The sequence below is a fragment of the Pseudacidovorax intermedius genome (genome assembly GCF_001476815.1).
Lineage (GTDB): Bacteria > Pseudomonadota > Gammaproteobacteria > Burkholderiales > Burkholderiaceae_C > Xenophilus > Xenophilus intermedius_A.
Map to the genome: position 1 here is coordinate 1 of NZ_LDSL01000021.1, position 12,265 is coordinate 12,265.

The 12,265-nt window shown below is 69.5% G+C and carries 13 protein-coding genes; 4 read left to right on the forward strand and 9 right to left on the reverse strand.

Annotated features, from left to right (window positions below; genetic code table 11):
- Window positions 1-75: 75 nt before the first annotated feature.
- The 5 genes from NS331_RS02845 to fliF form a co-directional block, all read right to left on the reverse strand.
- Window positions 76-543, reverse strand: a complete 468-nt coding sequence (locus NS331_RS02845) for a flagellar export protein FliJ (RefSeq protein ID WP_058640505.1) — start codon at window positions 541-543, stop codon at window positions 76-78.
- 20 nt (window positions 544-563) lie between these two features.
- Window positions 564-1,970, reverse strand: coding sequence for a flagellar protein export ATPase FliI (gene fliI / locus NS331_RS02850; protein ID WP_058640506.1), 1,407 nt, complete (start codon window positions 1,968-1,970; stop codon window positions 564-566).
- On the reverse strand, window positions 1,960-2,853 hold the full coding sequence (locus NS331_RS02855) for a FliH/SctL family protein (protein ID WP_058640507.1): 894 nt from the start codon (window positions 2,851-2,853) through the stop codon (window positions 1,960-1,962). Before NS331_RS02855 ends, fliI begins: the two co-directional genes overlap by 11 nt.
- A gap of 16 nt (window positions 2,854-2,869) precedes the next feature.
- On the reverse strand, window positions 2,870-3,859 hold the full coding sequence (gene fliG, locus NS331_RS02860) for a flagellar motor switch protein FliG (RefSeq protein WP_058640508.1): 990 nt from the start codon (window positions 3,857-3,859) through the stop codon (window positions 2,870-2,872).
- Between the two features lie 71 nt (window positions 3,860-3,930).
- Window positions 3,931-5,742: a flagellar basal-body MS-ring/collar protein FliF gene (gene fliF / locus NS331_RS02865; RefSeq protein WP_058640509.1), complete on the reverse strand. Its 1,812-nt coding sequence runs from the start codon at window positions 5,740-5,742 to the stop codon at window positions 3,931-3,933.
- A gap of 162 nt (window positions 5,743-5,904) precedes the next feature.
- Between fliF and fliE the strand changes: the two genes are divergently transcribed.
- A complete protein-coding gene (gene fliE, locus NS331_RS02870; protein WP_058640510.1) occupies window positions 5,905-6,228 on the forward strand; it encodes a flagellar hook-basal body complex protein FliE in 324 nt (107 codons plus the stop codon).
- Between the two features lie 249 nt (window positions 6,229-6,477).
- Here fliE and NS331_RS02875 read toward each other — a convergent pair whose 3' ends face one another.
- The 4 genes from NS331_RS02875 to NS331_RS02890 all read right to left on the reverse strand — a co-directional run bounded on the left by NS331_RS02875 (window position 6,478) and on the right by NS331_RS02890 (window position 9,724).
- Window positions 6,478-6,777, reverse strand: coding sequence for a flagellar protein FliT (locus tag NS331_RS02875; protein ID WP_058640511.1), 300 nt, complete (start codon window positions 6,775-6,777; stop codon window positions 6,478-6,480).
- 19 nt (window positions 6,778-6,796) lie between these two features.
- The gene (fliS, locus tag NS331_RS02880; protein ID WP_058640512.1) at window positions 6,797-7,219 is read right to left on the reverse strand and encodes a flagellar export chaperone FliS; all 423 of its coding nucleotides are present in this window, start codon (window positions 7,217-7,219) and stop codon (window positions 6,797-6,799) included.
- A 74-nt stretch (window positions 7,220-7,293) separates the two neighbouring features.
- On the reverse strand, window positions 7,294-8,772 hold the full coding sequence (gene fliD / locus NS331_RS02885) for a flagellar filament capping protein FliD (RefSeq protein ID WP_058640513.1): 1,479 nt from the start codon (window positions 8,770-8,772) through the stop codon (window positions 7,294-7,296).
- A gap of 106 nt (window positions 8,773-8,878) precedes the next feature.
- Window positions 8,879-9,724 carry a flagellin N-terminal helical domain-containing protein gene (locus NS331_RS02890; protein WP_058640514.1) on the reverse strand — a complete coding sequence of 282 codons (846 nt, stop codon included), beginning with the start codon at window positions 9,722-9,724 and terminating at the stop codon, window positions 8,879-8,881.
- Between the two features lie 553 nt (window positions 9,725-10,277).
- On the opposite strand from NS331_RS02890, the gene flhD reads away from it, so the two are divergent.
- The 3 genes from flhD to motA all read left to right on the forward strand — a co-directional run bounded on the left by flhD (window position 10,278) and on the right by motA (window position 12,171).
- Entirely contained in the window at window positions 10,278-10,610 is a 333-nt protein-coding gene (gene flhD, locus NS331_RS02895) for a flagellar transcriptional regulator FlhD (RefSeq protein WP_058640515.1), read from the forward strand.
- Window positions 10,611-10,622: 12 nt separating this feature from the next.
- Entirely contained in the window at window positions 10,623-11,186 is a 564-nt protein-coding gene (gene flhC, locus NS331_RS02900) for a flagellar transcriptional regulator FlhC (RefSeq protein WP_058640516.1), read from the forward strand.
- Between the two features lie 121 nt (window positions 11,187-11,307).
- Window positions 11,308-12,171 (forward strand): flagellar motor stator protein MotA, encoded by an 864-nt coding sequence (motA, locus tag NS331_RS02905; RefSeq protein ID WP_058640517.1) that lies wholly within the window; start codon window positions 11,308-11,310, stop codon window positions 12,169-12,171.
- Window positions 12,172-12,265: the final 94 nt, after the last annotated feature.

The window sequence follows — 12,265 nt, forward strand, 5'->3', positions numbered from 1 at the left end:
CGCCGGGCAGCACGGCCAGCAGGCTGGCCACGCCGGCTGCGGGGGCCGTGGGCGTCGTGGTGGTGCCGGGCATGCTCACTGGCCTCCGAAGCAGACCGTGCCCTGGCGGCGGCGGTGCACCTGGGCCGCCAGTTCGTCGGCCGCCTTCTGCTCGCGGCGCTGCTCGGCCTGGCGGGCCTTCAGGTCGCGGCTGGCGATCACCTGGCGCAGGGCCTCCAGTTTCTGCTCGGCCTCGCGCACCTTGACCGAGATGCGCGCCACCGCCTGGGCATGCTGCTCGACGATGCCGGTCTGCATCTGGATGGTGTGGTGCAGCCGCTCCATGAACTGGTAGTGGTGCCGCATGATCTCGGGCGCATGCCGCGCCTCGGAGGCGCCCCAGCGCGCCGTGGTCTCCTGCGCGTAGCCCTCGAGCTGGTCGAGCTGCACCTGCGCCGCCACCCAGCCCTGGCGCGCGACGGCCAGCTGCTGCGCCACGGCGTCGCGGCGGGCCCTGGCCATCTGTTCGGCAACGCCCAGTGCGTCGGTCTTGAGTGCGGACATGGTGTTTCCTCCTGAGGATCTCAAAGGGCCTGTGCGGCGGCCGCGATGTACTGAAGGCCTTCCACGCTGTCGTCCAGCGAGGCGCCTTCGCGCATGTTCTGTTGCAGAAAGGCCGTCATGGCCGGCTGCAGGCGGATGGCGTCGTCCAGCAGCGGATCGCTGCCGGCGGCATAGGCGCCCACGCGCACCAGGTCGCGGCTGCCGCGAAAGCGGCCGTACAGGGTGCGGAAGCGCCGGGCCGCTTCCAGGTGCTCGGGCGTGGCCACGTTGTGCATCACGCGCGAGGCGGACTGCTCGACGTCGATGGCCGGGTAATGCGCCTCTTCGGCCAGCGCGCGGGACAGCACGATGTGGCCGTCCAGGATGGCGCGGGCGGCGTCGGCGATCGGGTCCTGCTGGTCGTCGCCTTCGGACAGCACGGTGTAGAAGGCGGTGATCGAGCCCACGCCGTTCAGGCCGTTGCCGCTGCGCTCGACCAGCGCCGGCAGCCGGGCGAAGCAGCTGGGCGGATAGCCCTTGGTGGCCGGCGGCTCGCCGATGGCCAGCGCGATCTCGCGCTGCGCCATGGCATAGCGGGTGAGCGAATCCATGAGCAGCAGCACGTGCTGGCCCCGGTCGCGGAAGTGTTCGGCCACGGCCGTGGCATAGGCGGCGCCCTGCATGCGCAGCAGCGGCGGCGCGTCGGCCGGGGCGGCCACCACCACCGAGCGGGCGCGGCCCTCCTCGCCCAGGATGTCCTCGATGAATTCCTTGACCTCGCGGCCGCGCTCGCCGATCAGGCCGACCACGATCACGTCGGCCTCGGTGTAGCGGGCCATCATGCCCAGCAGCACGCTCTTGCCCACGCCGGAGCCGGCGAACAGGCCGATGCGCTGGCCGCGGCCCACGGTGAGCAGGGAGTTGATGGCGCGCACGCCGGTGTCCAGCGGCAGGCGCACCGGGTCGCGGTCCATGGCGTTGATGGGCCGGCGGTCCATGGGCTCGGCGGCCACGTCCTGCAGCGGACCCTGGCCGTCCATGGGCATGCCCTGCGGATCGACCACGCGGCCCAGCAGGCCACGGCCCTGGGGCAGGCGCAGCATGCCGCTGCGGGCACGCACGTCGCGCTCGGGCTCGCCCAGGCGCGGCACCGGCACGTAGGGCGCGGCGGGCACCACGCTGGCGCCGGCCGACAGGCCGTGCACGTCGCCGGCCGGCATCAGGTAGGCCAGCTCGCCCGAGAAGCCCACCACCTCGGCCAGCACCGGCGCGCTGCCGGGCATGACGACCTGGCACTGGGCGCCGATGGGTTCGCGGATGCCGCGCGCCTCCAGCACCAGGCCGGCGACGCGGGTGAGCGTGCCGCGCACCTCCAGGCCGGGCGCCTGCTCGACGCGGCGGCGCGCGTCGTCCATGAAGCGTTGCCAGACGGCGCGCTCAGGCGGCATCACCGGGCGCCTCCTCTGAGACTGCGGGTGCGGCACCGGCTGCAGCTGCTTCCTGCGCGTCGGGCCGTAGGTCAGCCGCGGTGGGGGGCGACACGGCCACGGCATCTGTGATGGCGGCAGCGGCCGTGCCTGCCGAAGCGGGCTGCGCGCCGGCGTCGGGCATCGGCGCATCCCAGGGCACGGTCAGGCCCAGGCTGGCCACGGCACGGGCCCAGCGCGGCGCGATGCCGCCGTCGACCACGGCGCCGGCCGATTCCAGCCGGCAGTCGCCCGGGGCCATGGCGGCCTCGGCCACCACGGCCACGCCGCGGCTGGCGAATTCCTGTTCCAGCGCGCCGCCCAGCCAGGCCTGGTCCTCGGTGGAGAGCACCACGCGCACGCTGCGGCCATCGGCCACCAGCAGGTCGACGGCCTCGCGCACCACGGCTTCGAGCAGGCCGGGCCGGGTGGCGAGCTCCTGCCGCAGCACCTGGCGCGCGAGCGCGCAGGCAATGTCCAGCGTGCCGCGGGCGATGTCCTGCTGCGCCTCTTCCAGGCCCTGGCGAGCCTCGTCGACCAGGGCGGCGAAGCGCTCGGCCTGGTCCTGCAGCCTGTTCTCGACCAGCGCCTGCATCTCCTGGCGGGCGCGGGTCTCGGCCTCGTTGGTGCCGGCGGCATGGCCTTCGGCGAAGGCCTCGGCGCGGGCCTGGGCGAGCAGCACCTCGATGTCGATGGGCGGCTCGGGCGGCGGGCCCTGCTCTTCCTCTTCCACCACGATGAGGGGGGGCGGCGCGTCCATGCGCTCGAAGGCCCAGGGCGCGGCACCGCCGCCGGCCAGGGTGGCCAGCTGTTCGGCACGGATCAGGCGGGACCGGCTCATCGACGTCGAGGCGCTGCGCAGCATGGAGAGTTGGGGCGCCTCACACCATGCCCGCGCCGCCACCCAGCACGACCTGGCCTTCCTCGGCCAGGCGACGCAGGGTCTTGAGGATTTCCTTCTGCTGCGCCTCGACCTCGGCCAGGCGCATCGGGCCGCGGGCCTCCAGGTCCTCGCGCAGGGCCTCGGCGGCACGCGAGGACATGTTGCGCAGGAACTTCTCGCGCAGCGGATCGCCCGCGCCCTTGAGCGCGACGATGAGCGTCTCGGTCGCCACTTCCTTGAGCAGCAGCTGCACCGAGCGGTCGTCGAGCTTGAGCACGTCGTCGAAGACGAACATCAGGTCGGCGATCTCCTGGGCCAGGTCCGGGTCCTGGATGCGGATGGCGTCCAGCGCGGTGGTGTCGTTGCCCGCACCCAGCAGGTTGATCATGCCGGCCGCCGTCTTGGTGCCGCCCGGCGAGGGCTTGCGCACCTTGCCGCCGCCGGCCAGCACGCGGAACATGACGTCGTTCAGGTCCTCCAGCGCGGCCGGGTGGATGCCTTCCAGCTTGGCCACGCGCAGCAGCACGTCGCCGCGCATCTCTTCCGACAGCTGCACCAGGATGGCGGCGGCCTGGTCGGGCTCCAGGTGGGCCAGGATGGCGGCCACGATCTGCGGATGCTCGTTGCGCAGCACCTCGGCCACGGCCACGGCGTCCATCCACTTGAGGTTCTCGATGCCGGTCAGGTCGCTGGTCTGCAGGATGCGATCGGCCAGGATGCCGGCCTTCTCCTCGCCCAGCGCATGCTGCAGCACGGTGCGCACGTACTGGTGCGTATCGGCCGCATACAGACCCTGGCCGGTGGTGGCGGCATTGAAGCGCTCCGCCACGCTGGTCAGCTTCTCGCGCGAGACCACGTGCGTGCGGGCGATGGTCTCGCCGATCTTCTGCACCTCGCGCGGCGACAGATGCCGCAGCACCTCGCCGGCCTCCTGCTCGCCCAGCGACATGAGCAGCACGGCGGCGTCTTCGAGTCCTTGTTCGTCCATGGCGCGAAATTCCTGTCAGTGCGTAGAGGCGGGCAAGCCGATTTCCGAAAAGCGCGAAGCCTGGGGGCGTGTCATTCGTCTTTATCCGGGCTGATCCAGCCGCGCACGATGTTGGCGACCGCCACGGGGTTCTGGCGTGCCATGACGCGCGCACCCTCCAGGGCGGCCTGGCCCAGCAGCAGCTCGGGCATGGGCAGCGACAGCGGCTCGGGCCCATTGGCCTCGGCAGGCGCGTCGAGCGCGGGACGCTCGGGGTCGTCGCCCACCACGGCATCCAGCGCGCCGCCCGGGGCCGGCAGCGCGGCGGTGGCGGCATCGCCGCCTTCCAGCGCCAGCACCTCGGCCGCCTTGTCCTCGGCCTTCTCGGGCTCGGGCTTGGGCGGCGCCAGCGCCTTGAGCGCCGGCCGCACCATGCCGAAGAGCACCGCCATGCCCAGCACCGCCAGCGCGGCCGGCCAGGCCAGGCTGCGCGCCAGCTCGTACAGCTCGGGGCGCTTCCACAGCGGCACCTCGGGCACCACGTCGCCGTCGGCACGGAAGGCCGCGTTCATCAGGTTGACCGAGTCGCCGCGGTCCTTGCTGAAGCCGATGGATTCGCGCACCAGCGCCGTCATCTGCTCCAGCTGGGCGGCGGGCAGCGCCGTCGGCGTGACCTTGCCCTGCGCATCGGCCACGCCCTGGTAGTTGACGACCACCGCGGCCGACAGCCGCTTGACGGTCCCGACGGCGCCGCGCACGGTGCGGGTCGTCTTGTCGACCTCGTAGTTGGTGATCGACTCGCGCTTGCCCGGCGGGCGCTGGCCGGCCTGCGCCTGGGCCTGCGCACCGGTGGGCGCCAGCGGCGCGGCCTGGCCGTTGACGGGCGCGGCCGGCGCGGCGGGCGGCTGCGGCTGGTTGGTGGCGGCGCCGGGCACGCCCGAGGGCTGGGCCGGCGTGGCGCCCACCGTCTCGATGGTCTGCTGGCTGCGCACCGCGCTCGCGTCCTGCGACAGGTTGGGCCGGTGCTCCTCGCTGGTGGCCTCGGTCTGCGAGAAATCGACGTCGGCCGTCACCTGCGCCTTCACGTTCTGCTTGCCGACCACCGGCTCCAGCAGGTCCAGGATGCGGCGGGTGTAGAGCTGCTCCAGCTGCTGCACGTAGGCCAGCTGCTGGGCGTCCACGCTGCCGTTGGTGTTGTCGCCCATGGCGGACAGCAGCTTGCCGTTGTCGTCCACGATGCTCACGGCCGAGGGGCTGAGCTCGGGCACGCTGGAAGCGACCAGGTGCACGATGCCGGCGATCTGCGCCCGGTCGAGCATCCGGCCCGGGTGCAACGTCAGCAGCACCGAGGCCGAGGGCTTCTGCTGTTCGCGGAAAAAGCCGTTCTGGTTGGGCAGCGCCAGGTGCACGCGGGCCGACTGCACGGCCGCCAGCGCCTGGATGGAGCGGGTCAGCTCACCTTCCAGCCCGCGCTGGAAGGACAGCTTCTCCTGGAACTGGGTCATGCCGAAGCGGTTGGCGTCGGCCACCTCGAAGCCGGTGACCGAGCCCTTGGGCAGGCCCTGGGAGGCCAGGCGCAGGCGCACGTCGTGCACCCGCTCGGCCGGCACCATGATGGCGCCGCCGCCCTCCGAATACTTGTAAGGCACGTTCATCTGCGCCAGCTGGGCGACGATGGCGCCGCCATCCTTGTCGCTCAGGTTGGCGAACAGCACGCGCCAGTCGGGCGAACGGCCCATCACGATGGCGGCGATGGCCACGGCGGCCAGCAGCACGGCGCCCAGCGCCAGTTTCAGCCGCTGGCTGCGGTCGAGGGCGGCGAAGCGCGCGGCCACGCCGCCGGGCACCAGGGACTGGCTGGGCGCGGGACTGAGGGCGGGAAGCTCTGCGACGGCGGCGGGCATGGACGGGGCAAAGACGGCGGTGGAGCGCGGAGGCCGGGGCAGCTTCCGCATGGCCGTCGATTATTTGGAACGCCGCCGCCGCCAACGCCCGGATAAGCCGCCGGTTTCGCCCTCAATTCGCCGCCATGGGCCGGGGCGGGCCGGCTTAGCATCCGGCCCATCATGGAACTGCGCCTGAATCCCGCCTCCTCGCCGGTCACCGGTCTGCGGCCGCCCGGCGCCGCCCGCCCCGCCTCGGCGGGCGCCACCGATGCCGCCAGCGGGGGCGGCTTCGCCTCGGCCCTGTCGGGCGCGCTCAAGGACGTGAGCAGTGCGCAGATGGAATCGTCGCGCCTGCAGCGCGAGGTGCAGATGGAGAACCCCCAGGTGAGCCTGGAGCAGACCATGGTGGCCATGCAGAAGGCCCAGGTGGGCTTCCAGGCTACGCTGCACGTGCGCAACCGGCTCGTGCAGGCCTATACCGACATCATGAACATGCAGGTCTAGATTGAAGCGGCACCCCCCATGCCGCTTCGCGGCTCCGGGCGGCCGCCAGAGGCGGCTGCTCTTCGGGCACGTCCAAGCCTGCACTGGCAGGCTTGGAGCCGCGGCCCTCAGCCCCTCTCTGGCGCCTTCGGCTTGGAGGGGGGCGCACCCAGCGGCCTGGCAAAGCCAGTTCCGCGGGTGCCTTGGCATGGCCTGCTCCGCGGCCGCTCGATCTTCATTGCCGCGGCTGCTTGGCGGCGGCTCTCCACATCAATGCATGGTCTGCATCTTGGCGTCGAACAGTTGCGCGACGTCGCTCAGCCAGGGTTCGGCCAGCACGCGGATCTCGGCGTCGTTGCGCAGGATGCGCTGCATGATCCGCGCCTTCTCGGCCCGGTCGGTGCGCGCCAGCAACTCGGTGCGGCCCCGCATCCGCAGCTGCTCGATGAGCACCGCGCAGGCGCCTTCGCAACGGACCACCTCGTCCCAGTCTTCCCGGCGTGCGGCGTCCAGCATGCGTACGCTCGCGTCCTCGATCGCCTTGTAGTAATCCAGCAGTCGATGGGACATTGCGAGCTCCATGGCGGCATCAGGCCGAGTAGGTGGCCACTGCACGCGTCTGACCGATCTCGCTCCAGGCCTGCGCCAGTGGCGAGATGATCCCGGCCACTTCGGCCAGGAGGGCCGGCTCGTTGCGCACGTTGGCCAGCGTGAGCCGGCCGATGCAGTAGTCGAACAAGGCCCGGAGTCTACCTGCCAGCTCGCCGCCGCGCGAGAGATCGAGGCCGGCCTTCAGCCCCTCCTCCAGCAGCCGCACGGCACGGCCGATCTGCTCGCCCTTGGCGGCGATGTCGCCGCGGGCCAGGGCACCCTGGGCGGCCAGCAGCGACTGGCCCAGGCCCTCGTACAGCATCTCCACCAGGCGGTGGGGGCTGGCGCCGCCCTCGATGCTGGACTCGACGGCGACACGTTGGTAGGCGCGGGCGGCGCGGGCGGCGGGAGGTGTGTACATGGCGGCTCCTGTGAGACGTTGCTTGCTTTCCCTCTTTATCGGCCGCTGCGCGCCGAAATCAAGTCAGTTTTCGATCAGTTGGACTTGTTCCAGGTGGTGATCTGCTGCTTGACGTAGTCGTTGAGCGCATTGAGCGTGCTCAGCTTGGCGTCCAGCGCCGAATACTGCAGGCGCAGGCGTGCCTCGGTCTGCGAAATGCGGTCGTTCTCGCGTGTCTGCTCGTCGGAGTTGTCCGAGATCTGCTCCTGCAGCGACTTGTTGCGCGTGTCGAAGCTGCCGTCGGTACCGAGCACGCCGGTGGTGAAGGCGAAGAAGCGCGTGGCGAAGCCGCCAGCGCTGCTGCTGTCGGTGCCGCTGCCGTCCGTCGTTCCGGTCGTGCCGGTGGTGGCAGGCCCCATGAAGAAGGCCTTCACGTCATCCGGCTTGGCCAGCGCCTGCGCCAGCTTGGCGCTGTCCAGCGTGAGGCTGCCGTCGGCCGTCTTGCTGAAGGCGATGCCCAGCTGGGACAGCGTGGTGATCGCCCCGCTGCCGTTGGGCGCGCCGGCCAGGCGCCGCATCATGGTCTGCAGGCCCGTGACCATGCTGTCGCCCTGCATCAGCCCGGCCTTGCCGGTGGAGGCGTTGTAGGACGAGAGCGAGGCGATCTGCGTATTGAGATTGTTGTAGGCGTTGACGAAGCCCTGCACGGCCGTGGTCAGCGCGGCCGTGTCGGTGCCCGTGCTGATGGCCGCGGGCGAGGTGGTCACCTGCGACAGGGTGAGCGTCAGCCCCGGCACCGTGTCGGTGAGGGTGTTGCTGGCCGAGGTGACGGCGATGCCGTCGATGTTCGCCATGGCGTTGGCGGCCCAGGAGACGCCATTGGCCACCATGCCCGCATTGGTGCCTGGCGCATCGAAGGCCAGGTTGGACAGGGCCGTGCCGCTGCCCGAGCCGCTGGCGCTGACCTTGAAGCCGGCCGCCTCGCCCGTGTCCGCCGAGCGCATCACCAGCCGCTGGCCGCTCAGGTCGGTGATCACGCTGGCGGTGACGCCGGCGCCGGCGGCATTGATCTTGGAGGCCACCGTGGCCAGGGTGTCGCCCTGTTCGATGGCCACGTCCACCGCCGCACTGCTGCCGGCGGCGAAGCTCGGGCTGCTGCCGGACGTGCCGCTCCAGGTGCCGACCTGCAGGGTCAGCGTGCCGGCCTGGAAGCCATCCGTCGCCGCCCTCGCCGAGGACGACACCGACTGACCGCGCGCCAGCTGCGACACCGACACCTGCAGCGTGCCCGCCATCGCCTGCGACGAGTCGGACACCTTCACCCCCACCGCGCTGGAGGTGGACGACACCGTCTTGGACGCCCATACGTCCGGCTTGGACAGCGCGCTGACGGCATCGGACAGCGTCGACGTCATCGCCTTGAGCGTGCCCAGCGTCGACACCTGGCTCTGCATGGCCGAGGCCTGCGTCTGCAGCTTGGTGACGGACCGCTGGTCGATGGAGATCAGCTTGCTGATCAGGCCATCGATGTCGAAGTTGGTCCCGCTGGATGTGACGGATCCGGTGGTGGCCATGTGCGGCACTCCTCAATGGTTGAAGGCGGCGGGCGAAACATCGCCAGCCGCCTCGTGGGAGACGCACTGCCGGGCGGCGGTGCGCCCCCCCTGTCCTTGCGGACGATCAGCCCAGCAGCTTCAGCACGGTCTGGGGCATCTGGTTGGCCTGGGCCACCATCGACGTGCCGGCCTGCTGCAGGATCTGCGCCCGCGCCAGGTTGGCCGTTTCCACCGCGAAGTCGGCATCCATGATCCGGCTCTGCGCGGCCTTGGTGTTCTCCACCGCCGTGTTCAGGTTGGTGATGGTGGCTTCGAAGCGGTTCTGGGCGGCACCGAAGGTGGAACGCGAGGTCGAGACCTTGTCGATGGCCGAGTCGATCGCGTCGATGGCGGTACGGGCAGCGGCAGCGGTGGTGCCCAGCGAGGCGGTGGAACCCTGGGTGGCCGTCGTCATGTCGGTGGCCACGGCAGAGGTCTGCACGCTGATCATGTTGTCCGACGAGGTGTTGGCACCGACCTGGAAGGTGAAGGTGGCCGAGGTGGCGTTGGTGCCGCCCAGCAGGGACTGGCCGTTGAAGCTGGTGTTCTGGATGATCCGCTCGTTTTCCAGGGCCAGCTGCTTGAATTCGTTGTCCAGCGCCGTGCGGTCGTTGGTCTTGTTGGTGTCGTTGGCCGACTGCACCGCCAGTTCACGCATGCGCTGCAGGTTGTTGCCGATCTGCGAAAGCGCGCCTTCTGCCGTCTGCGCCAGCGAGATGCCGTCGTTGGCGTTGCGGGCGGCGACGCTCATGCCGCGGGCCTGGGCGTCCATCCGGGAGGCGATGGCGAGGCCGGCGGCGTCGTCCTTGGCGCTGTTGACGCGCAGGCCGGACGACAGGCGGTTGATGGACGTCGACAGCGAGTTCTGGCTTGCAGCCAGGTTGCGTTGCGCGTTCAGCGAGCCGATGTTGGTATTGATGACCGAGGCCATGGTGACTACTCCTTGTACAAGCCGGTGGATCCGGCATCAGTTGCCAATGTCTGCCAGTGCCGACACTGGCTGCCAGACGGACCGGTGTGGCCCGTTGACTGGTTTTCGGGTCGCTGGAGCGCCGACTTGAGTGCTTTATTTTTCACAGGGACCCCTAAAGATTTCGGTGCTCGGCCGGACAGTTCTGCGACCCCTCCCGGGGCTTGAGGGCAGATTCGCAAACTTGTACGTGTTGTTACGTTTCTCACGAAGTTGGCCCGTGAGCTGTAACGGGAAGCGCCCGTGACAGGGCTGCGGCGCCGAACCCACACCTCACTTGACAGGATGGCGCCGGGCTGCAAACCTGACAGCTGGCTCACAAAACTTAATGAATACGGGCTAGCTCGGGGGCGAGAAAGCAGGAAACCGGCAAAGTGTGTACTTTCCGTGTAACCAAAAGTCTCGTCATCCACCCCGACGGATGACACGAAGTACCGTAAACTGCGCATTAAGTTTTTTGTTACGGATCTCACAATTGGTTCCATCGACTGAAACAGATTCCGGGGCCAACCAAATGACCAGCGACCAGATCCTTTCCGAGATCAAGGAAGCCAACCTGACTTACCTGATGCTGGCGCAGAGCCTCATCCGCGAGGACCGCGCCCAGGCGCTCTACCGCCTCGGCATCTCGGGCGAATCCGCCGACCTGATCGCCGCGCTGTCGCCGGCGCAGCTGATGAAGATCGCGGCCGGCAACATGCTGCTGTGCACCTTCCGCGCGGACGACGACATGGTCTGGAGCCTGCTGACCAACCACAACGTCGGCCACCGCACCATCAACGAGGCCACGGCCCGGCTGCATGCCAACATCGTCATGTCCAGCCGCATCGCGGAGCAGGGCCTCTGAGCCTGTTTTCCTGTGGACAGCAAGAAGACCCCCACACCCCCCAAGAGCGTTCTGGACGAGTCGCGCCAGATCGACCGGGCCGTGAGCCTGATCGAGATGGGTGCGCGCCTTCAGGTCCTCGAAAGCGAGACCGACCTGTCCTATGAGCGCCTGCTGCGCCTGTACAAGGAAGTGGCCGGCCGCTCGCCCTCCAAGGGCCAGCTGCCCTTCTCCACGGACTGGTTCCTGACCTGGCAGCCGAACATCCACGCCTCGCTGTTCCAGAACATCCACGCCTACCTGAGCCGCAGCAGCGCGGACCTGGAGAACGTGGACGTGATGATCAAGGCCTATGGTCTGTACACCGAGCAGGTGCAGGCCAACGGCGTGGAGCCGCTGCTGACCATCACGCGCGCCTGGCGCCTGGTGCGCTTCATCAAGAACGGCATGCTCAAGATGGTGTCCTGCACGCGCTGCGGCGGGCACTTCGTCGCCGACACCTACGAGAACCCGCGCCACTTCGTCTGCGGCCTGTGCGAGCCGCCGGCGCGTGCAGGCAAGGGAGCGGGTGCGGCGAACGGTGTTCATCTGCAGTGAATTGAACCGCAGGCCGCGCCACCCCGAACAGTCGATATGGGCCCGTGATCGGGCCCTTTTTCATGGACCGGCCCGCGCCTTCGTCAGGCCCAATACAGCCAACTGATCTCTATCCACCACCATGTTCGTCATCCTCGGTTACCTGGTCGCGATGGGCTGCGTGTTCGGCGGCTTCATCGCGCACGGCGGCAACATCGGCGTGATCCTGCACGCGCTGCCCAACGAGCTGCTGGTGATCGGCGGCGCCTGCCTGGGCGCTTTCATCGTCAACAACCAGCCCAAGGTGATGAAGGCCACGCTCAAGGCCGTGCCGGCCGCGCTCAAGGGCTCCAAGTACACCAAGGCCCGCTACATGGAGCTGATGGCCCTGCTCTACGACATCCTGCAGAAGGCGCGCAAGGACGGCCTGATGTCGATCGAGAAGGACGTGGAGTCGCCCGGCGACTCGCCCATCTTCCAGGCCTATCCCAAGGTGGGCAACGACCACCACGTGGTGGAGTTCACCACCGACTACCTGCGCATGATGGTCTCGGGCAACCTCAATGCCCACGAGATCGAGGCGCTGATGGACAGCGAGATCGAGACCCACCACCACGAAGCCCACGCGCCCGTGGCGGCCCTCGGCCGCCTCGCCGGCGGCCTGCCGGCCTTCGGCATCGTGGCCGCCGTGCTCGGCGTGGTGAACACCATGGGCTCGGTGGGCCAGCCGCCCGCGGTGCTGGGCGGCATGATCGGCTCGGCGCTGGTCGGTACCTTCATGGGCATTCTGCTGGCGTACGGCGTGGTGGAGCCGCTGGCCGGCCTCATGGAACAGAAGACCGAAGAGGCCGCCAAGGAGCTGCAGTGCATCAAGACCACGCTGCTGGCCAGCATGCAGGGCTACAACCCGACCACCGCCATCGAGTTCGGCCGCAAGGTGCTGTTCTCGACGGAGCGGCCGACCTTCAGCGAGCTCGAGAGTCACGTCAAGAAGAAGCCGGCATGACCGCGACCACCCCCGTTTCTTGCTCACTTCGTGTAGCCGAATCCCCCCTCAAGGGGGCGCACCCGGCGGCCGGGCAAAGCCCGTTCCGCGGGTG

Coding starts and splice junctions, on each gene's coding strand:
- fliF (WP_058640509.1), bottom strand. CDS start 5,742: ATGCCCGCCGCCGTCGCAGAGCTTCCCGCCCTCAGTCCCGCGCCCAGC.
- fliI (WP_058640506.1), bottom strand. CDS start 1,970: ATGCCGCCTGAGCGCGCCGTCTGGCAACGCTTCATGGACGACGCGCGC.
- fliE (WP_058640510.1), top strand. CDS start 5,905: ATGGAACTGCGCCTGAATCCCGCCTCCTCGCCGGTCACCGGTCTGCGG.
- NS331_RS02890 (WP_058640514.1), bottom strand. CDS start 9,724: ATGGCCTCGGTCATCAATACCAACATCGGCTCGCTGAACGCGCAACGC.
- NS331_RS02855 (WP_058640507.1), bottom strand. CDS start 2,853: ATGCTGCGCAGCGCCTCGACGTCGATGAGCCGGTCCCGCCTGATCCGT.
- NS331_RS02875 (WP_058640511.1), bottom strand. CDS start 6,777: ATGTCCCATCGACTGCTGGATTACTACAAGGCGATCGAGGACGCGAGC.
- fliS (WP_058640512.1), bottom strand. CDS start 7,219: ATGTACACACCTCCCGCCGCCCGCGCCGCCCGCGCCTACCAACGTGTC.
- flhD (WP_058640515.1), top strand. CDS start 10,278: ATGACCAGCGACCAGATCCTTTCCGAGATCAAGGAAGCCAACCTGACT.
- fliG (WP_058640508.1), bottom strand. CDS start 3,859: ATGGACGAACAAGGACTCGAAGACGCCGCCGTGCTGCTCATGTCGCTG.
- fliD (WP_058640513.1), bottom strand. CDS start 8,772: ATGGCCACCACCGGATCCGTCACATCCAGCGGGACCAACTTCGACATC.
- NS331_RS02845 (WP_058640505.1), bottom strand. CDS start 543: ATGTCCGCACTCAAGACCGACGCACTGGGCGTTGCCGAACAGATGGCC.
- motA (WP_058640517.1), top strand. CDS start 11,308: ATGTTCGTCATCCTCGGTTACCTGGTCGCGATGGGCTGCGTGTTCGGC.